At 77.0% G+C, this 18,905-nt stretch carries 18 protein-coding genes; 8 read left to right on the top strand and 10 right to left on the bottom strand.

The window, feature by feature from the left end; genetic code table 11:
- Window positions 1-20 precede the first annotated feature (20 nt).
- The 7 genes from RTG05_RS02010 to RTG05_RS02040 are packed head-to-tail and all read left to right on the top strand — an operon-like array spanning window position 21 to window position 7,697.
- Entirely contained in the window at window positions 21-1,520 is a 1,500-nt protein-coding gene (locus RTG05_RS02010) for an HAD-IIIA family hydrolase (RefSeq protein ID WP_166527239.1), read from the top strand.
- Window positions 1,517-2,518, top strand: a complete 1,002-nt coding sequence (locus RTG05_RS02015) for a glycosyltransferase family 9 protein (RefSeq protein ID WP_315912238.1) — start codon at window positions 1,517-1,519, stop codon at window positions 2,516-2,518. The genes RTG05_RS02010 and RTG05_RS02015 overlap by 4 nt, the downstream gene beginning before the upstream one ends.
- Window positions 2,515-3,495 (top strand): glycosyltransferase, encoded by a 981-nt coding sequence (locus RTG05_RS02020; protein ID WP_166527241.1) that lies wholly within the window; start codon window positions 2,515-2,517, stop codon window positions 3,493-3,495. Before RTG05_RS02015 ends, RTG05_RS02020 begins: the two co-directional genes overlap by 4 nt.
- A complete protein-coding gene (locus RTG05_RS02025; protein ID WP_315912239.1) occupies window positions 3,492-4,694 on the top strand; it encodes a glycosyltransferase in 1,203 nt (400 codons plus the stop codon). Before RTG05_RS02020 ends, RTG05_RS02025 begins: the two co-directional genes overlap by 4 nt.
- On the top strand, window positions 4,691-5,338 hold the full coding sequence (locus RTG05_RS02030; protein ID WP_166527242.1) for a D-sedoheptulose-7-phosphate isomerase: 648 nt from the start codon (window positions 4,691-4,693) through the stop codon (window positions 5,336-5,338). Before RTG05_RS02025 ends, RTG05_RS02030 begins: the two co-directional genes overlap by 4 nt.
- Window positions 5,335-6,717, top strand: a complete 1,383-nt coding sequence (gene rfaE2 / locus RTG05_RS02035) for a D-glycero-beta-D-manno-heptose 1-phosphate adenylyltransferase (RefSeq protein WP_166527243.1) — start codon at window positions 5,335-5,337, stop codon at window positions 6,715-6,717. The genes RTG05_RS02030 and rfaE2 overlap by 4 nt, the downstream gene beginning before the upstream one ends.
- On the top strand, window positions 6,714-7,697 hold the full coding sequence (locus RTG05_RS02040) for a glycosyltransferase family 9 protein (RefSeq protein WP_315912240.1): 984 nt from the start codon (window positions 6,714-6,716) through the stop codon (window positions 7,695-7,697). The genes rfaE2 and RTG05_RS02040 overlap by 4 nt, the downstream gene beginning before the upstream one ends.
- Before the next feature lie 142 nt (window positions 7,698-7,839).
- On the opposite strand, the gene RTG05_RS02045 is transcribed toward RTG05_RS02040, so the two are convergent.
- The 7 genes from RTG05_RS02045 to RTG05_RS02075 form a co-directional block, all read right to left on the bottom strand.
- Window positions 7,840-9,468 carry a vWA domain-containing protein gene (locus tag RTG05_RS02045; protein WP_166527244.1) on the bottom strand — a complete coding sequence of 543 codons (1,629 nt, stop codon included), beginning with the start codon at window positions 9,466-9,468 and terminating at the stop codon, window positions 7,840-7,842.
- Window positions 9,469-9,559: 91 nt separating this feature from the next.
- Complete coding sequence (locus RTG05_RS02050; protein ID WP_166527245.1) at window positions 9,560-10,525, bottom strand: UDP-glucuronic acid decarboxylase family protein; 966 nt, start codon at window positions 10,523-10,525, stop codon at window positions 9,560-9,562.
- Window positions 10,526-10,695: 170 nt separating this feature from the next.
- Complete coding sequence (locus RTG05_RS02055) at window positions 10,696-12,036, bottom strand: ABC transporter substrate-binding protein (RefSeq protein WP_315912241.1); 1,341 nt, start codon at window positions 12,034-12,036, stop codon at window positions 10,696-10,698.
- Between the two features lie 65 nt (window positions 12,037-12,101).
- Window positions 12,102-13,244 (bottom strand): branched-chain amino acid ABC transporter permease, encoded by a 1,143-nt coding sequence (locus RTG05_RS02060; RefSeq protein WP_166527246.1) that lies wholly within the window; start codon window positions 13,242-13,244, stop codon window positions 12,102-12,104.
- A 4-nt stretch (window positions 13,245-13,248) separates the two neighbouring features.
- Window positions 13,249-14,127, bottom strand: coding sequence for a branched-chain amino acid ABC transporter permease (locus RTG05_RS02065; RefSeq protein ID WP_166527247.1), 879 nt, complete (start codon window positions 14,125-14,127; stop codon window positions 13,249-13,251).
- 39 nt (window positions 14,128-14,166) lie between these two features.
- On the bottom strand, window positions 14,167-14,925 hold the full coding sequence (locus tag RTG05_RS02070) for an ABC transporter ATP-binding protein (RefSeq protein WP_208104751.1): 759 nt from the start codon (window positions 14,923-14,925) through the stop codon (window positions 14,167-14,169).
- A 1-nt stretch (window position 14,926) separates the two neighbouring features.
- Window positions 14,927-15,808: an ABC transporter ATP-binding protein gene (locus RTG05_RS02075; protein ID WP_315912242.1), complete on the bottom strand. Its 882-nt coding sequence runs from the start codon at window positions 15,806-15,808 to the stop codon at window positions 14,927-14,929.
- A gap of 174 nt (window positions 15,809-15,982) precedes the next feature.
- Between RTG05_RS02075 and RTG05_RS02080 the strand changes: the two genes are divergently transcribed.
- Window positions 15,983-17,203 (top strand): PucR family transcriptional regulator, encoded by a 1,221-nt coding sequence (locus RTG05_RS02080; RefSeq protein ID WP_166527248.1) that lies wholly within the window; start codon window positions 15,983-15,985, stop codon window positions 17,201-17,203.
- 19 nt (window positions 17,204-17,222) lie between these two features.
- Here the strand turns inward: RTG05_RS02080 and RTG05_RS02085 are convergent, their stop codons facing one another.
- From RTG05_RS02085 to RTG05_RS02095, 3 genes are read right to left on the bottom strand one after another with little or no spacing between them, the layout of a single operon-like run.
- The gene (locus RTG05_RS02085) at window positions 17,223-17,456 is read right to left on the bottom strand and encodes a DUF2630 family protein (protein ID WP_166527249.1); all 234 of its coding nucleotides are present in this window, start codon (window positions 17,454-17,456) and stop codon (window positions 17,223-17,225) included.
- Between the two features lie 44 nt (window positions 17,457-17,500).
- Window positions 17,501-18,418 carry a prephenate dehydrogenase/arogenate dehydrogenase family protein gene (locus tag RTG05_RS02090; RefSeq protein ID WP_166527250.1) on the bottom strand — a complete coding sequence of 306 codons (918 nt, stop codon included), beginning with the start codon at window positions 18,416-18,418 and terminating at the stop codon, window positions 17,501-17,503.
- Window positions 18,415-18,843, bottom strand: coding sequence for a PaaI family thioesterase (locus RTG05_RS02095; protein ID WP_166527251.1), 429 nt, complete (start codon window positions 18,841-18,843; stop codon window positions 18,415-18,417). Before RTG05_RS02095 ends, RTG05_RS02090 begins: the two co-directional genes overlap by 4 nt.
- Window positions 18,844-18,905 lie beyond the last annotated feature (62 nt).

Genomic DNA, 18,905 nt, shown 5'->3' on the forward strand with positions numbered 1-18,905 from the left:
GGGGCGGGCAGGACGCGATCATGCAGGGAGGGCTCGCGCAGTGCTCGGTGGTCGTGCCGACGGTCGGCCGGCCGTCGCTCGACGTGCTGCTCGACGCCCTCGCCCGGGCCCCGGGTCCGCGCCCGGCCGAGCTGGTGCTGGTCGACGACCGGCCCGCCGGTGGGCCGCTGAGCCCGGAGCGCCCCGGGCTGCCGCCGGTGCGGGTGCTGCGCACCGGCGGCGGCGGTCCGGCCCGCGCCCGCAACCTCGGCTGGCGGAGCGTGCGCACCGCCTGGGTGGCCTTCCTCGACGACGACGTGGTCCCCGACCCCGACTGGTACCAGCGGCTGGCCGCTGACCTCACGGCCCTCGCTCCGGACGTGGCCGGCAGCCAGGGCCGGGTGCGGGTGCCCCTGCCGGCCGACCGCCGCCCCACCGACTGGGAGCGCGGCACCGCCGGGCTGGCCACCAGCTCCTGGATCACCGCCGACCTCGCCTACCGGCGCAGCGCGCTGGCCGCGGTCGGCGGCTTCGACGAGCGCTTCCCCCGCGCCTTCCGCGAGGACTCCGACCTGGCGCTGCGGGTCATGGACACCGGCGCCCGGCTGGTCCGCGGGCAGCGGTGGATCACCCACCCGGTCCGCCCGGTCGACCGCTGGGTGAGCCTGCGCGTGCAGGCGGGCAACGCCGACGACGTCCTCATGCGCCGGCTGCACGGCCGCGACTGGCGGGAGCGCGCCGACGCCCCGCTGGGCCGCCGCCCCCAGCACCTGGCGGTGACCGCGGCCGCGCTGGCCGCGGTCGGGCTCGCCGTGGCCCGCCGGCCGCGCGCCGCCGCGCTGGCCGCGCTCGCCTGGGCCGCCGGCACCGCCGAGTTCGCCTGGGCCCGGATCGCCCCCGGCCCGCGGGACCGCGCCGAGGTGACCACCATGCTGGCCACCAGCGCGCTCATCCCGCCGCTGGCCACCGGGCACTGGCTGCGCGGCGTCGTCCGGCACGTCGGCGTGCGCCCCTGGCGGGGGCTGCCCGACCTGGTGCTGTTCGACCGCGACGGCACCCTGGTCCGCGACTACCCGTACAACGGCGACCCGGAGTTCGTGCGGCCGGTGCCCGGCGCGCGGGAGGCCGTCGACGCGCTGCGCGCCCGCGGCGTGCGGCTCGGCGTGGTGAGCAACCAGTCCGGCGTGGCCCGGGGGCTCATCACCCGCGCGCAGGTGGACGCCTGCATGGCCCGGCTCGAGGAGCTGCTCGGCCCGTTCGAGACGATCCAGGTCTGCCCGCACGGCCCGGACGACGGCTGCTCGTGCCGCAAGCCCGCCCCCGGCATGGTCAAGGCCGCCTGCGCCGAGCTGGACGTCGACCCGGCGCGCACCGTGGTCGTCGGCGACATCGGCGCGGACGTCGAGGCGGCCGCCGCGGCCGGGGCGGTCGGTGTCCTCGTCCCGACCCCGGTCACCAGGACGGCGGAGATCGCCGCCGCCCCGCTCGCGGTGCGCTCGCTCGCCGAGGCCGTGGACCTCGTCCTGGCGGGGGAGTGGTGACCGGCACCGTCCTGGTCGCCCGGCTGGACTCCGTCGGCGACGTGCTGGTCCAGGGCCCCCTGGTGCGCGCGGTCGCGCACGGCGCCGACCGGGTCGTCTTCCTGGCCGGCCCGGCCGGGGCCGAGGCGGCCCGCCTGCTGCCCGGGGTCGACGAGGTGTGGACGTGGGCCTGCCCGTGGATCCTCGGCGACCCCCCGACGGTCGACGCCGACGACCTGGCCGCGCTGACCGGGCGGGTGCGGGCGTTGGCGCCCGACGCGGCGGTCATCAGCACGTCGTTCCACCAGTCGCCGCTGCCGCTCGCGCTGCTGCTGCGCGCCGCCGGGGTGCCGCGCATCTCGGCGACCAGCGTCGACTACCCCGGCGCGCTGCTCGACGTCCGCCACCGGGTCGACGACGACGTCCCGGAGCCCGAGCGGGCGCTGTCCCTGGCCCGCGCCGCCGGCTTCGACCTGCCGGCCGGCGACGACGGCCGGCTCGCCGTCCGCCGGCCCCTGCCGCCGGTGCCGCAGGAGCCGGGCTACGTCGTCCTGCACCCGGGGGCCAGCGTCCCGGCCCGGGCCTGGCCGGCGCACCGCTGCGCGGAGGCGGTCGAGGCGCTGGCCGACGCCGGCCACCGGGTGCTGGTCACCGGCGGGCCGGGGGAGCGGGCGCTCAGCGCGGCCGTCGCCGGCACCCGGGGCGTCGACCTCGGCGGTGCCCTGGACCTCGCCGGGCTGGCCGCCGTGCTCGACGGTGCCGCCGCGGTCGTCGTCGGCAACACCGGCCCGGCGCACCTGGCCGCCGCCGTCGGGACGCCGGTCGTCTCGCTGTTCTCCCCGGTCGTCCCGGCCGCGCGGTGGGCCCCGTACGGCGTGCCCACGGTGCTGCTCGGCGACCAGGACGCCCCCTGCCGGCTGACCCGGGCCCGCGCGTGCCCGGTGGCCGGCCACCCGTGCCTGACGTCGGTGACCGCGGCCGACGTCGTGGCCGCAGTCGAGAAGGTGGTCGCCGCGTGAGGGTCCTGCTCTGGCACGTGCACGGCTCGTGGACGACGGCGTTCGTCCAGGGCCGGCACGAGTACCTGCTGCCCGTCGTCCCCGGCCGGGGCCCCGACGGGCTCGGCCGGGCGCGCACCTGGGACTGGCCGGCGTCCGCCCGCGAGGTGACGCCGGAGCAGCTGCGCGACGAGCACGTCGACGTGGTCGTCCTGCAGCGGACCCGCGACCTGCAGTTGGTGCGGCAGTGGCTGGGCCGCGAGCCCGGCCGCGACCTGCCCGCGGTCTTCCTGGAGCACAACGCGCCGGGGCTGGAGCCCGACGACGGGCCGGTGCCGCACACCCGCCACCCGCTGGCCGACCAGGACCGCATCCCGATCGTCCACGTCACGCACTTCAACGAGCTGTTCTACGACAACGGCCGCGCCCCCACGACGGTGGTCGAGCACGGCGTCGTTGACCCCGGCGAGCGCTGGACCGGTGAGCTGGCCCGCGCCGCCGTCGTCACCAACGACCCGGTCCGCCGGGGCCGCACCGTGGGCGCCGACCTGCTGCCCGGCCTGGCCGCGGTCGCGCCGGTCGACGTCTTCGGCATGGGGCTGGCCGGGCTGCACGAGCGCCACGGCCTGGACCCCCACCGGGTCGTGCTGCACGACGACCCGCCGCAGGCGGCCATGCACGCCGAGCTGGCCCGCCGCCGGGTCTACGTGCACCCGGTCCGGTGGACCTCGCTGGGGCTCTCGCTGATCGAGGCGATGCAGCTGGGCATGCCGGTGGCCGCGCTGGCCACCACCGAGGTGGTCGAGGCGGTGCCGGCCGAGGCTGGTGTCGTCTCCACCCGGCCGGCCGTCCTGTGGGACGCCGTCCGCACCTGGCTGCACGACGAGGACGCCGCCCGATCAGCAGGCGAGGCGGCCCGCGCTGCCGCGCTGGAGCGGTACGGGCTGCTGCGGTTCCTCGCCGACTGGGACGCGCTGCTGGAGGAGGTGGTCCGGTGATCGTGGACCTGGTCAGCGAGCACGCCAGCCCGCTCGCCGCCATCGGCGGGGTGGACGCCGGCGGGCAGAACGTGCACGTCGCCGCCCTGGCCGCGGGCCTGGCCCGCCGCGGGCACACGGTGACCGTGCACACCCGCCGGGAGGACCCGGACGCCCCCGACCGGGTGACCACCGCCGACGGCTACGACGTCGCACACGTCGCCGCGGGCCCCGAGCGGGTGCTGCAGAAGGACGCGCTCCTGCGGCACATGCCGGAGTTCGCCTCCGTGCTGCGCCGGGAGTGGGCGCGGCGGCCCCCGGACTTGGTGCACGCGCACTTCTGGATGAGCGGGCTGGCCGCGGTCGCCGCCGCGGGGCCGGTGCCGGTCCTGCAGACCTTCCACGCGCTGGGCTCGGTCAAGCGCCGCCACCAGGGCGTCGCCGACACCTCCCCGCCGAACCGCGTCGAGCTGGAGCGGTCGCTGTGCCGCACCGTCGCACACGTGGTGGCCACCTGCTCCGACGAGGTCTTCGAGCTGCGCCGGCTGGGCCTGGACAGCGACCGCGCCTCGATCGTGCCCTGCGGCGTGGACACCGCGGTGTTCACCCCGCGCGGCCCGGTGGCCCCCCGCGGGGAGCGGGCGCGGCTGCTGGTCCTCGGCCGGCTGGTCGAGCGCAAGGGCCAGGAGGACGCCGTCCGCGCGCTGGCCGCCGTCCCCGGTGCGGAGCTGGTCGTCGTCGGCGGCCCGCCGGCCGGCCGGCTGGACGACGACCCGGAGGTGCGCCGGCTGCGCGCGGTCGCCGCCTCCCTCGGTGTCGCCGACCGGCTCGTGTTCACCGGCGCCGTGGCCCGGGCCGACGTCCCGGCCTGGATCCGCTCGGCCGACGTGGTGCTCGCCGTGCCCTGGTACGAGCCGTTCGGCATCACCCCGCTGGAGGCGATGGCCTGCGGCCGCCCCGTGGTCGCCACCGCGGTCGGCGGGCTGCAGGACTCCGTCGCCGACGGCGTCACCGGCGAGCTGGTGCCGCCGCGGGACCCCGTCCGGCTGGGCGCGGTGCTCTCGGCGCTGCTCGCCGACGACGCCCGCCGCGCCGTGTACGGCGCGGCCGGCGTCCGGCGCGCCCGCGCCCGCTACCGGTGGGCCCGCGTGGTCGCCGACACCGAGTCCGTCTACCGGCAGGTCCTGGCCCGCCGCACCCCCGTGGAGGTCGCCCGATGAGTCTCGAGTCCGTGTCGCCCGAGACCTGCACCCACCTGACCGGCGCCGACCACGTCGCCTCGCTGACCGCCGCGCTGCGCTCGCTGGACGGCCAGCTCGACGTCCTGGACCGGTGGGGCCGGCAGGTCGCCGACGTGCTGTGCGCCCCGGAGCGGGGCCGGCTCCTGGCTGCCGGCAACGGCGGCAGCGCGGCGCAGGCGCAGCACCTGACCGCGGAGCTGGTCGGCCGCTACCGGGCCGACCGGCCGCCGTTCTCCGCGATCTGCCTGACCGCGGAGACCTCCTCGCTGACCGCGATCGCCAACGACTACCCGGCCGACGAGCTGTTCGCCCGCCAGGTCGAGGCGCACGGGCGGGCCGGGGACGTGCTGGTGCTGCTGTCCACCTCCGGGCGCAGCCCCAACGCCGTCGCCGCCGCCCGGCGGGCCCGCGACTGCGGCATCACCGTGCTGGCGATGACCGGCCCGGCGCCCAACCCGCTGGCCGCGGCGTGCGACGACGCGGTGTGCATCGACTCCCCGTGGACGGCGACGGTGCAGGAGTGCCACCTGGTCGCGCTGCACCTGCTCTGCGCGGCCTTCGACGCCGCCGTGCTCGCCGAGCCCGCCCGGGTACCGCAGAGCCGGCTCGGGGTCGCCCCGTGAGCGGCACCGGTCCGCTGGTCGTCGTCGGTGACGCGCTGCTCGACGTCGACCTGGTCGGGACGGCGTCCCGGCTGACCCCCGACGCCCCCGTGCCGGTGGTCGAGGACGTCGAGACCCGCGAGCGGCCCGGCGGCGCCGCCCTGGCCGCCGTCGTCGCCGCCCGGGCCACCCGGCGCGAGGTCGTGCTGGTCACCCCGATGACCGACGACGCGGACGCGGGCCGGCTGCGCGCGCTGCTGGCCGGCCGGGTGCGGCTGGTGGAGGTCCCGGCGACCGGGGGGACGGCGGTCAAGCGCCGGGTCCGCGTGGGCGACCACTCGGTGGTCCGCATCGACAGCGGCGCCCCGGTGGCCGGCCTCGGCGCGCTGCCCGCCGCCGCGGCCGAGGTGATCCGGTCGGCGGCGGCCGTGCTGGTGGCCGACTACGGCCGGGGGACGACGGCCGACCCCGCCGTCCGCACTGCGCTGGCCGCGGCCGGCGGGCCGGTGGTCTGGGACCCGCACCCCCGCGGCGCGGACCCGGTGCCCACCGCCCGGCTGGTGACCCCCAATGGTGCCGAGGCGACCCGGGTGGCCGCGGCCGCCGGGGTGACGGCCGCCGGCGACGGCCTGGCGGCGGTCGGTGCCCGTGCCGAGGCGCTCATCCGGCACTGGGGTGTCGGCGCGGTCGCGGTGACCCTCGGCGCCCGGGGCGCGCTGCTGTCCTACGGCGAGGGCGCGCCGATGGTCGTGCCCGCGGCGCCGGTGACCGGCGGGGACCCCTGCGGGGCCGGTGACTCCTTCGCCGCCGCCGCTGCCCTCGCGCTGGCCGACGGCGCGGTGACCGGCGAGGCGGTGGCCGCCGCGGTGGCGTTCGCCGGGGACTTCGTCGCCCGCGGCGGGGCGTCGGCGTGGGACGCGCAGGCCCCGGCCGGCCCGGACGTCGTCGCCGAGCCGGGGGCGGACCAGGTGATCGCCCGGGTCCGTGCCGGCGGCGGCACCGTCGTGGCCACCGGCGGCTGTTTCGACCTGCTGCACCCCGGTCACGTCGCCACGCTGCGGGCCGCCCGCGGGCTGGGCGACTGCCTGGTGGTGTGCATCAACTCCGACGAGTCGGTGCGCCGGCTGAAGGGGCCCTCGCGGCCACTGGTGACGGCGGCCGACCGGGCCCGGGTGCTGGAGGCGCTGGAGTTCGTCGACGCCGTCGTCGTCTTCGACGAGGACACCCCGGCGGAGGTGCTCGGCCGGCTGCGCCCGGACGTGTGGGCCAAGGGCGGCGACTACGCCGGCGCGGACCTGCCCGAGGCCGCGGTGCTGCGGCGCTGGGGCGGCCAGGCCGTCGTGCTGCCCTACCTGGACGGGCACTCCACGACCGCCCTGGTCCAGCGCTCCCGCGTGTGAAGCCGCCCCCGGACCGCCCTTGTCGCGATATTGGCGCCCGGGAGGGGCGCCCCGTCGCGGTGGTGCTGCGGCCGTTGGGGCTGGGCGACCTGCTGACCGGCGTCCCGGCGATCCGGGCGGTGCGGGCCGCGGTGCCCGGCCACCGGCTGGTGCTGGCCACCACCGCGGCCCTGGCGCCGCTGGCCGGGCTGGTCGACGCCGTCGACGAGGTGCTGCCCGCCCGGGAGCTCGAGCCGCTGGACTGGCCCGGCCCGCCCCCGGAGCTCGCCGTCGACCTGCACGGCAGGGGCCCGGCCTCGCACGTCGTCGTCGCCGACCTGCACCCCGAGCGGCTGCTCACCTTCGCCAGCCCCGGCTGGCCGGGACCGGAGTGGCACCCCGACGAGCACGAGGTGCAGCGCTGGTGCCGGCTGGTGGCCGAGGGGCTGGGGGTCGACGCCGACCCGGACGCACTCGACCTCGCCGTGCCCGACGTGGGCCCGCCGGCGCCGGCGGGCGTGGCCCTGGTGCACCCGGGGGCGGCGTTCTCCTCCCGGCGCTGGCCGGCCGACCGGTTCGCCGCCGTCGCCCGGCACCTCGCCGACCGCGGTCTGGACGTGCGCGTCACCGGGAGCCCGGCCGAGGTGCCGCTCGCCCGCTCGGTGGCAGACGGCGCCGGGCTGGGGGAGGACGCCGTCCTGGCCGGGCGGACGACGACCCTCGAGCTGGCCGCCGTCGTCGCCGGCGCCCGCGTCGTGGTCAGCGGCGACACCGGCCTGGCCCACCTGGCGACCGCCTACCGCCGCCCGTCGGTGGTGCTGTTCGGACCGGTGTCACCGGCGCTGTGGGGGCCCCCGCCGAGGGCCTCGCGGCACGGACCACTGCACGTCGTCCTCTGGCACGGGGACGGCACCGGCGACCCCTGGGGCACCGCGCTGGACCCCGCGCTGGCCCGGGTCACCGTCGCGGAGGTGACCGCCGTGCTGGACGGGTTGCTCTGAGCACGCTCGTGCTCTGCCCACCACCGTGGGCAGAGCACGACTCTCCCAGGGCGGAACAGGCCGGCCGGGACGCCACCCGGCCGAGGTGGACCGATCGCGGGGACCGGAACGATCGTGATGTGGGCAACGGCTCACCGCTGGCTCAGCGCTGGCGGAGGGCGTCGAACAGCACGGTCTGCAGGTCGGTCGGGTCGACCGCGGAGTAGGCCTCGCCGCCGGTCACCTCGGCGACCTGCTCCAGCACGGAGAGGTCGGCGTCCGGGCCGAGGGCGACCCCGATGACCTTGACCGGCCGGTCGGGGTCCGCCTCGTCGCGCAGCGTGGACAGCAGCTCCTCGAGCCCGATGCCCCGGCTGTCCTCGTTGGCGCCGTCGGTGACCAGGAGCACGCTGTTGACCGCGGTCGGGTCGAAGTCCGCGCGGGCCGCCCGCACGGCGTCCAGCGTGGTGTCGTAGAGGCCGGTGCCGCCGGGGTCCAGCCGGTCGGGGATCGCGGCGAGCTGCTCGTCGAGCAGGTCGCGCTGCACGCTGCCCTCGGCCTCCGCGGCGAGCTCGCGGGTGGGCACCACCTCGGTCCAGTCCCGCTCGCCGTCGAGCTCGGCGGCGAAGAACCACAGCCCCAGCGCGAACCCGTCCGGCACCAGGGTGAGCGTGCTGCGCGCGGCGTCGCGGGCGAGGGTGGCGCGGGTGCCGTCGCCGGCCGGTGCCTCCATGGACAGCGAGACGTCGAAGACGGTGAGGATCCGGGACGGCGCGGCCAGCTCGGCCAGCTGGGCGAGCAGCGCCTGCACCTCGGCGGGGTCCAGCTGCAGCGTCCCGGGGCTCTGCTCGGCGACGCCGGCCGGCGCGGCGCCGCCGGGGTCGCGGAAGCCGGCCTCGACGACGGCGGACCGCGCCGCGTCGGAGGTCAGCGCCCGGACCACGGCGTCGACCGCCGCGGCGTCCGGGGCCGGCGCGGAGCCGACCCGCACCAGCGGGTGGTCCAGCACCGGCGACCCCTCCGCCGGGTGGACGGCGACCAGCTGCGCGTCCTCACCGCCGGCGCCGGCCGCCCACACCTGCTGCTCGCTGACCGGCACCAGCGGCGCGTCCGCGTCGCCCGCGCTGCCGGCGGCCAGCGCCTCGGCGGGGGAGACCGACGGCCCGCGCTCGGCGGCGAGCACCGTCTGCACCACGGCGTTGTCCGCGTCCTCGTCCCCGCCCAGGGCGGTCCGCACCGCGCCCAGCGCGGCGATCGCCTCAGCGCTGGCGGCGAGGTCGGGGACGGCGATCGCCTGCGGGCCGCCCATGGCCTCGGCCCACCCCGGTGCCCCGTCGCGCCAGCCGAGCTCGTCGACCGCCGCCGCGCTGGTGGCCAGCACCACGGGGGAGGAGGCGACCTGACCCACGGTCTGCAGGTCCGCCCCCTCGGCGCGCGCGGTCCACAGCGAGGAGTCCGGCACCCACACGTGCGGCAGGGACGCGGCGTCCAGCGCGCCGAGGTCGCCCACCGTCTGCACCGGCTCCTGGGCGGTGACCTCGGCGGCGGCGCAGTCCGCGGGACGCAGGCCCTCGGCGTCGGTGAGCACCCGCTCGGCGACGGGGGCGAGCTCGGGGGCGACGGTGACCCGCACGACCGTGGTCCGCTCGCACCCGCCGCCCGCGGCGTCGACGGCCCACACGGTGAGTCCGGCGGCGAGCAGGACGACCGTGGCCACCGCGAGGGCGATGAGGAGCTGCGGCGTCAGCTGCACCGGCCGGCGGCCGGCAGCGGTGGCGGCGTGGCGGCCCATCGAGCAGTTCCCCCGTCGGAGTGGTCAGGCGCTCCGGCGACCCCGGCGACCGCCCGCTCCAGGGTAGGTGCGGGTGCTGACCCTCCGTGGATCAGGCAGCGGCCCGCAGGTGCTCGGCGAACCACGCCACCGTGCGCCGCAGACCCTCCTCCGACGGCACCGTCGGCCGCCAGCCGAGCAGCCGCTCGGCCCGGGTGGTGTCCGGGCGGCGGACCCTCGGGTCGTCCACCGGCAGGTCGATGAAGGAGATCGGCGAGGAGGAACCGGTGAGCTCGACGATCCACTCGGCCAGCCGCAGCATGGACAGCTCGTCGGGGTTGCCGATGTTGACCGGCCCGGCCTCCCCGGAGAAGGCCATCGCGAGGATGCCGCGCACGGTGTCGTCGACGTAGCAGATGGACCGGGTCTGCGAGCCGTCGCCGGCGACGGTCAGCGGGCGGCCGGACAGCGCCTGCCCCACGAAGGCGGGGATGGCGCGGCCGTCGTCCGGGCGCATCCGCGGGCCGTAGGTGTTGAAGATCCGGACGATGCCGGTGTCGGTGCCCTTCGACGTCCGGTAGGCCGTGGTCATGGCCTCGCTGAACCGCTTGGCCTCGTCGTAGACCCCGCGCGGGCCGACCGGGTTGACGTTGCCCCAGTACTCCTCGTCCTGCGGGTGCACCAGCGGGTCGCCGTAGACCTCCGAGGTGGAGGCGAGCACGTACCGGGCGCCCTTCTCGTGGGCCAGCCCGAGGGTGTGCAGGGTGCCCAGGCTGCCGACCTTGAGCGTCTCGATGGGCATCTTCAGGTAGTCCAGCGGGCTGGCCGGCGAGGCGAAGTGCAGCACCAGGTCGACCTCGCCGGGCACGTGCACGTAGTCGGTGACGTCGCAGCGCACCAGCCGGAAACCGGGGTGCTCCAGGAGGTGGACGACGTTCTGCGGGGACCCGGTGAGGAAGTTGTCCAGGCAGACGACCTCGACGTCCCGGGCGAGCAGCTGCTCGCAGAGGTGCGAGCCGAGGAACCCGGCCCCCCCGGTCACCACCGCCCGCCGGATCGTCCGTGCCGCGCGCACCATGCCTGCTCCCATCCGTACCGGGCACGCGGCCGTGCGCGCCGCCGCGCCTCCTACCCGGTGATCACCGCGGCACACACTCAACCGGTGAAGTGTCCACCGGCCGGTCGTGAGGTCGGGGCCCCCGCCGGGTCCGGCCGCGGGTGGACGGCAGGACCCGGCGGAGGCTCAGGTCACCCGACCGGCTGGACGTCGGGGATGCCGCTCTCCGGCGGGGTCGTCGGCTCGGCGTCGGACTCCTCGATCGCCGCGTCGCCGTTGTCGGTGACCAGCACCGGGGTGAGGTCCTCGGCCGAGGTGCCGGTGATCCGCGCGATCTTCACGCCCCCGACACCGGCGTGCCGCTCGGCGGAGTAGCGGTAGGGCGCCAGCGCCGGGCCCTCGAACTCGGCACCGGCCTGCTCGACGGCCTCCACCAGCCCGTCCCGGGTCGGGTTCTGGCCGGCGGCCTGCAGTGCCTGGATCGTCGTGTAGGCCTGGGCCATGCCGTAGACCCGGTAGTTCGTCAGCTCCCCCTCAGCCGACTCGCACTCGTCCCACACCCGCTGCCACAGCTGCACCCACGGGTCGTCGGGGGTGTCGACGCCGGCGAGGTACTCCGTGGTCAGCGCGCCGTCGAGCAGGCTGGCGTCGCTGACCTGGCCCTGGGAGAAGTTGGCCAGCAGCGAGCCGACCAGCGCCGGGTCCGAGCCGACGTTGGAGTAGAACCACTGCGGGTCGTAGCCCAGGCGCAGCGCGGTCAGCTGGGACAGCGCCGTGTAGCTGGGCACGTTGAAGCCGACGACGAAGTCCGCGCCGGCCGCCTGCAGCGCGGCCAGCTGCGGGCCGACGTCGGTGTTGCCCGGCACGTACCGCTCCGCGGCCACGATCTGGTCGTCGATGAACTGCCGGACGCCGGCCTCGCCGTCCTCGCCGAAGTCGTCGTCCTGCAGGAAGAGGCCCACTCGCGCCTCGGGGAAGTTCTCGGCGATGTACTGGCCGATGACCTTGCCCTCGATCTCGTAGTCCGGTTGCCAGCCGAACGTGTAGGGGTTCTCCTCCGGGTTGTCCCAGAGAAGCGAGCCCGAGGCGACGAACAGGTCGGGCACGCCCTCGCCGTTGAGGAAGTCCAGGACGGCGCTGTGCGTCGGGGTGCCCAGGCCGCCCATCAGCATGAACACCTCGTCCTGGAGGACGAGCTCGTTGACCACGGCGCTGGTGTTGGTGGGATTGTAGGCGTCGTCGCGGTAGACGTAGTCGATCTGCCGGCCGTTGACGCCGCCGGCGGCGTTGACGAAGTCGAAGTAGCAGTCCACTCCGGTGGGGATCTCGCTGTAGCCCGGGGCGGCCACACCGGTGAGCGGGTAGTGCGCGCCGATCTTGATGGCGTCCGCGGTGATGCCGGTGTCGGAGGCCTCGTTCTCGCCTCCGCCTCCGCCTGCGCCGCCACCGTCGCTGCCGCCGCAGGCGGCGAGCGCGGAGACGGCCGTGGCCGTGGCGATGAGCCGGGTCAGGCGTCGGGAGGATCTGGTCAACGGTGCTCCTTCTCGCGTTCCCGGACGGCGGGACCGCCGGGGGTCGGTGGGGCGGGGCCGGTGGGTCAGCGCCGGGCGCGCGCGGCGAGCCAGCGCTGGCGGACCGTGCCGACGAAGCCGGCGGGGGCGAAGACCATCGCCAGGACCAGGACGACGCCGTAGACCAGCGGTGCCAGCTGGGCGGCCTCGGTGTTGTCCAGGCCGAGGTCGACGCCGAGGTTGGTGATGAACGGCGGCAGGAAGACCAGCAGGGCCGAGCCGAGCAGCACGCCGAGCAGGCTGCCCAGCCCGCCGATGACGATGGCGGTGAGCAGGGCCAGGGAGAGCACGAGGGTGAAGCCGCTGGGTGCGGCCAGCCGGACGACGAGGGCCAGCACCGCACCGCCGAGCCCGGCACACGCGGCGCTCACCACGAAGGCGAGCACCCGCCACAGGCCCAGGTCGATGCCGGCCAGCTCCGCGGCCACCTCCTGGTCGCGCACCGCCCGCCAGGTGCGGCCGATCCGGCTGCGCACCAGATTGGCCAGCAGGAAGAAGGTGAGCAGCAGGCACATGGCGCCCACGTAGGCCAGCCACTTGGTGGTGGTGGCCGAGTTGCCCGACACCGCACCGATGAAGGCCTCGAACCACTCCGGTGCCCGCGGGGCCTGGACCGGCAGGCCCTGCTCGCCGCCGAGGGTCTCCCGGAAGTACAGGGCGAGACCGGGCAGGCCCACGGCCAGCGCCAGGGTCGCGCCGGCCAGGTAGGGGCCGTGCAGCCGGGCCGCGGCGACCCCGACCAGCGCGCCGACGAGCGTGGCGGTCACCACCGAGGCCAGCAGGACGACCGGGAGGGGCAGCGGCTCGCCGTCTCCTCCGAGCAGCAGCGCGGTCGTGTAGGCGCCGACGGCCATGAGCGCGCCGTGGCCGAGGGAGATCTGGCCGTTGAGCCCGGTCAGCACGGTCAGGCCGCCGGCGGCGATGGCGTAGTAGGACAGCTGGGCGAGCTGGGAGTTGCGGAACGGGTCGGTGGCCTCCAGCAGCACCACGGTGCCGACCGTGCACAGCAGCAGCACCAGCAGGTGGCGCAGCAGGGTGTTCCGCGGCAGCAGGGAGCGGCCCGGGCCGGCGCCGGACGACGGTGCGTCAGCCCCGACCGTGGCCTCGGTGGGGGAGTCGGAGCTCAGTTCGTCACCGCGGGTGGCGGCGGTGTCCTGGGGTCGGGTCATCGGGTCACGCCCTCCGTGCCGTGCTGCTGGCGAACAGGCCGCCGGGTCGGACCAGGAGCACCACCATGAGGATCGCCAGCGCGGCCAGGTTGACCAGGGCCGGGTCGGCGTAGGCGCTGACGTAGGCCAGCGCCAGGCCGATGGTGAGCCCGCCGACGACGGCGCCGACGGGGGAGTCCAGCCCGCCGAGGACGGCGGCGACGAAGCCGAACACGATCAGGGCGTCCATGTAGGCCGGCCACACCAGCCCGCCGCCGGCGATGAGCAGCCCGGACAGCGAGCCGACGACGGCGGCCAGCCCCCAGCCGAGGGTGAGCATCCGGCCCACCCGGACGCCGAGCAGCCGGGCGACCTCCTGGCCGAAGGCCGACGCGCGCATGGCCAGCCCGACGCGGGTGAACCGGAACAGGGCGACCAGGGCGACCATCGTCACGAGCACCGCGACCAGCACGTAGACGCTGTTGGGGGTCAGCGCGATCGTCGTCCCCCCGACCTCGAACCCGCGCAGCCCGAACGGCGCGGGGAAGGAGTCGAAGGAGGACCCGAAGACGATGGCGATCAGGGCCTGGATGGCGATGAACAGCCCGAGGGTGACGATGACCGCGTTGAGCTCGGGCCCGCCCTCCACCGGCCGGATGACCACCCGCTCCACCACCGCGCCGAGCACGAAGCCCGCGGCCAGCGCCACGACCAGGGCCAGCCAGTAGGACTGCCCGGCCTGGATGAGGGCGAGGGCGATGAAGCTGGTCGCCGCGGCCATCGAGCCCTGGGCGAAGTTGACGATCCGGGTGGACCGCCAGATCAGCACCAGGGCGAGGGCGAAGGCGGCGTAGACCGACCCCGAGATCAGCCCGGTGAGGGTGACGTTGACGAACTGCTGCACGGAGGGGCGCCTTCCTGGCTGGTCGGGCGGGCTCGGGCGCTAGAAGCCGAGGTAGGCGTGCCGCAGGTCCTCGTCGGCCATCAGCCGGGAGGCCTGGTCGGTCACCACCACCCGGCCGAGGTTGAGCACGACGCCGACGTCGGCGACCGACAGGGCGCTGCGGGCGTTCTGCTCGACCAGCAGGACCGACAGCCCCTCCTCGTCGACCAGCCGGCGCACCAGGCCGAAGATCTGCGCGACGATCCGCGGGGCGAGCCCGAGGGAGGGCTCGTCGAGCAGCAGGACCCTCGGCCGGGCCAGCAGCGCGCGACCGATGACCAGCATCTGCCGCTCGCCGCCGGACAGCGTGTGCGCCGGGTTGTCGCGGCGCTCGGCGATCCGGGGGAACAGGTCGTACACCCGGTCGAACTCCTCCCGGCCGACCCTGCCCCGGAACAGCGCGCCGACGCGCAGGTTCTCGTCCACGGTCAGCTCGGCGATGACGCCGCGGCCCTCGGGCACGTGCGCCATGCCCCTGCCGACCATCGCCTCCACCGGTGCGCGGGTGATGTCGGTGCCGTCGAGCAGCACCGTCCCGGCGGTGCTGCGCACCAGGCCGCTGATCGTGCGCAGCAGCGTCGTCTTGCCCGCCCCGTTGGCCCCGAGGACGGCGGTCACCCGGCCGGCCTCCGCGCGCAGCGAGACCCCGTCCAGCGCCCGGACCGGGCCGTAGGAGGCCGAGAGGCCGGACACCTCCAGCACCGGGACGGTCGCCGTCGTCCCGCCGGCGGCCCCGGCCGCCCTCGTCGCGCCGGCCACCTCAGCCCTCCCGCCCGTCGGCCGCGGCCGTGCCGCTGGTCGACAGGGCCGCGGCGTCGGCGGCGACGTCGACCTCGTCGCCCAGGTAGGCCTCGGTGACGGCCGGGTCGGCCTGCACCTGCGCCGGGGTGCCCGCGGCGATCTGCCGGCCGGAGTCCAGGACGGTGATCTGGTCGCAGACCCGCATGACCAGGTCCATGTGGTGCTCGACCAGCAGCACGCTCATCCGCGCCGACAGCGCGCGGATGAGGTCGCCGAGCTCGCGCATCTCCTCCTCCGACAGGCCGCTGGCCGGCTCGTCGAGCAGCAGCAGGTCGGGGTCGGAGACCAGGGCGCGGGCCAGGGCCACGCGCTTCTGCACCGGGTAGGGCAGCGCGTCGGGGGGGCGGCCGGCGTAGGCGCCGGCGTCCAGCTCGTCGAGTGCCGCCTCGGCCCGCGCGCGCAGCCGGGCCTCGTCGCGGTCCGACGTCGGGACGGCGAACAGCGCCGACAGGAACCCCGCCCGCGCGTGCCGGTGCGCGCCGACCATGACGTTCTCCAGCACGGTCAGCCCGCGGAACAGCCCGACGCCCTGCAGGGTGCGCGCGATGCCCAGGCGGGCGAGCCGGCTGGGCCGCAGCCGGCGCAGCTCGGCGCCGTTCCACACGATCCGGCCCGCGTCGGGCCGGACCAGCCCGCAGGCGACGTTGAACAGCGTCGTCTTGCCCGCCCCGTTCGGGCCGATGAGCCCGTGCACCTGCCCGGGCTCGACGGTGAGGGAGACGTCGCTGAGCGCGGAGACGCCACCGAACGCGACGCTGATCCCGGTCATCTCCAGCCGTGCGGTGGGCGGCCGGTCGTGGTGCGGGGTGCTGCGGCCGGCGGTCGTCGGCGGCTGCGCCACGGGGCCACGTCTCCTCGGGGGTCGGGGAGGCCGCCCGGCGGGGGCGACGATCGGGGTGCGGATGCGTCTCCCCGGAGCCTGCGGCCCGGTGGGGACGGTCACAATGGGCGCTGCGCACAGCGATCGGTGCCCCGTGGTGTGCTGAGCGCGGTGCGACGTGCGGGAGGAGGCCCAGTGCAGCGTTTCTCGCCGGAGGTCGCCGCCCGCCTGGGCGAGTTCGCCCCGCACCTGCTCGGCCGGGTCGACGCCATGGCCGACCGGGTGCTCGAGGTGCTGCTGCGCACCGAGCCCGCCTACCGGGAGCTGACCGCCGCCGACGCCGCCGAGCTGGGCCGCTCGGCGCGGGCCGGCCTGGCACGCGGCGTGCACAGCCTGACCGGGGCCTCCTCGGCCCGTCCCGGGATGCTGCGGGCCCGGGCGCGCGACGTCGGCGCCCGCCGGGCCCGGTGCGGCGTCCCGCTCGAGGTGGTGCTGCGCGCCTACCGGCTCGGTGGCCAGGTCCTGTGGGAGACGCTGCTGTCGGTCGCCCGGGACCGCGCCGCCGGTCACGACACCTGGCTGCTGGAGGTCGCCGGGTCGGTCTGGCGCACCAACGACGCCGAGTGCGCCGCGGTGGCCGACGGCTACCGCGACGAGCAGCGCCGGCTGGCGGCGGCCGACGGGGCGGCCCGGCAGCGCGTGCTCGACGGGCTGCTCGACGGCCGCGGCGGTGACCCGGCGTTCGTCCGGGACGCCTCCGAGCTGCTCGGCGTTCCGCTGGCCGGCCCGCTGCTCGCGGCGGTCGCGCCGCCGGACCGGAATGGGGAGCCCACGCTGCCCCAGCCGGGCCCCGCGCTGGCCCGCCGCGGGGTGCGCTCGGTGTGGGGCTCCCGCTCGGGGGCGCAGGTGGGCGTGATCCTGACCGGCGCCCGGCCGAGGGCGGAGGTGCTCGACTGGCTCGCCGCGCTGGCGACCGGCCCGGTCGGGGTGTCCGACGTCGTCGAGGGAGCGTCGGCCGCGGCCGGGGCCTACCGGCTGGCCGAGACCGCGGCGCGCACCCTGCCCTCGGGGGACTGCCGGGTCGTGACCATCGACGACCGGCTGCCCGAGGCGCTGCTGACCAACTCCCCGGAGATCAGCTCCCGGCTGGTCGACCGGTCACTGGGCCAGGTGCTCGAGCTGCCCCCCGACGAGCGGGAGGTGCTCCTGGACACGCTGGCGGCGTTCCTGGCCGCCGACGGGTCCCCCACCCGCGCGGCCGACGGGCTGTACTGCCACCGCAACACGGTCATGCACCGGCTGCGGCGGATCGAGGCCCTGACCGGGCACGAGGTGACCGACCCGCGCGCCCGGCTGATGTGGCAGCTCGCCCTGCTGGGTCAGGCCGCGCGACGCCCGGCCCGCCACCCCGTCTGAGCGGACCTGCCGGCTCAGCTCACTGCAGGTAGCCCTCGACCTGCTGCTCCGAGCGGGGCCGGGCCTCGTCGGGGTCCTCGCCGTACTGCCGCTTGGCGTCCCGCTGGCGCACCAGGTCCCAGAGCTGGTCGCGCTCCTCCTCGATCTCCCGGAGCCGGGCCCGGTCCTCGTCGGTGTGCTGGCCGCCGTCGCGCAGGCGGTGCTCCTCGGCCACCAGCTCCTCGATGCGGCCGCGGATCTCGCTGTCGTCCATGCCGTCTCCCTGCCCGGACGCCGCGGCCGTCAACCGCCCCCGGGTCAACCGCCGGGGACGTGGCCCTCGACGAACGCGGCCAGCCGGCGGGTGACCGTGCCGCCGGCCCGGCCGAGCGCCAGCAGGGCGGCGCGTTCCAGCGGCACCCGCACCGGGCGCCGTCCGGCGGGGGCGGTCGCGCGCACCGCGTGCCCAGCGGCGACCAGCTCCGGCCACGGGCGGGTCAGCTGGTCCAGCACCCGGGCCAGCGCGGCCGTCGTCGGGCCGGCGTTGCCCTGCACCATCGCCAGGACGAACGCGGGGTCGCTGCCGGTGACCCGGGTGCCGTCCCGGAAGCTGCCCGCCGCCAGGGCCAAGGCCAGCGGGCCGGCGTCGGCGGCGGCGGCGGCCAGGGCCGCGGCCAGCAGGTGCGGGACGTGGCTGACCGCGGCGACCGCGTCGTCGTGCTCGGCGGCGGTCACCGGCACCACCTCCGCACCCGCGTCCAGCGCGACCTCGGCGACCCGCAGCCAGCGCGGCAGCTCGGTCCCCGGCTCCAGGCAGACCGCCCACCGTGCGCCGGTGAACAGGCCGGGGTCGGTGGCGGCGTGCCCGGAGCGCTCGGTGCCGCACATCGGGTGCCCGCCGACGTAGCGGCTGCCCAGCGCCGGCCCCAGCTCGGCCAGCACCGGGGTCTTCACCGAGCCCAGGTCGGTCACGGTGGCGGCCGGGTCGACGTCGAGGCCGGCCAGCGCCTGGGCCATCGCCGGCAGCGGGACGGCGAGCATGACGACACCGCCGAGGTCCCGGCCGATCCGCACGCCGCGGGCCGCGGCGGCCTCCCGCGCGGCCGGGTCGACGTCCCAGCCGGTCACCTCCCGCCCGGCCGCCACCAGCGCGGCGGCCAGCGACCCGCCGAGCTGGCCCAGCCCGACGACGCCGACCGGGGGAGCGGGCAGCGTCGGCACGGGGAGGCGGCTCACACCCCCTCCCACTCGCGGTCGGTGCGGAACACCCGCGCCAGCGCGGTGGCCACCAGCCGGCCGTCCTGGGCGCGCGCCTCGATCCGGTAGACCGCGGTGCGCCGGCTGCGGTGCAGCTCGGTGCCCTCGGCGGTGAGGACGTCACCGGGCCGGCCGGGGCTGAGGAACTCGGTGTGCACGTCCTGGGCCACCGCCAGGGTGCCGTGGCTGTTGCTGACCGCCGCGTGCACGACGTCGAGCAGGGCCATCGTCGCCCCGCCGTGCGCCGCCCCGGCCGCGTTCAGCAGCTGCGGGCCGACCGTCATCGCCGCTCGCGCGTACCCGGGCCGGACCTGCTCCAGCACGATCCCCAGCAGGCCGGCCAGCGGGTCGGCGGCCAGCCGCGCGAACAGCTCGGCCGGGACGTCGTCCTGCGGGTCCGCCATGATCGGACCCTATGACCCACGCCCTCCTCCGGCCCCCGGGCGCCGGGACCCCCGCGCTCCTC

This window comes from Geodermatophilus sp. DSM 44513 (assembly GCF_032460525.1).
Lineage (GTDB): Bacteria > Actinomycetota > Actinomycetes > Mycobacteriales > Geodermatophilaceae > Geodermatophilus.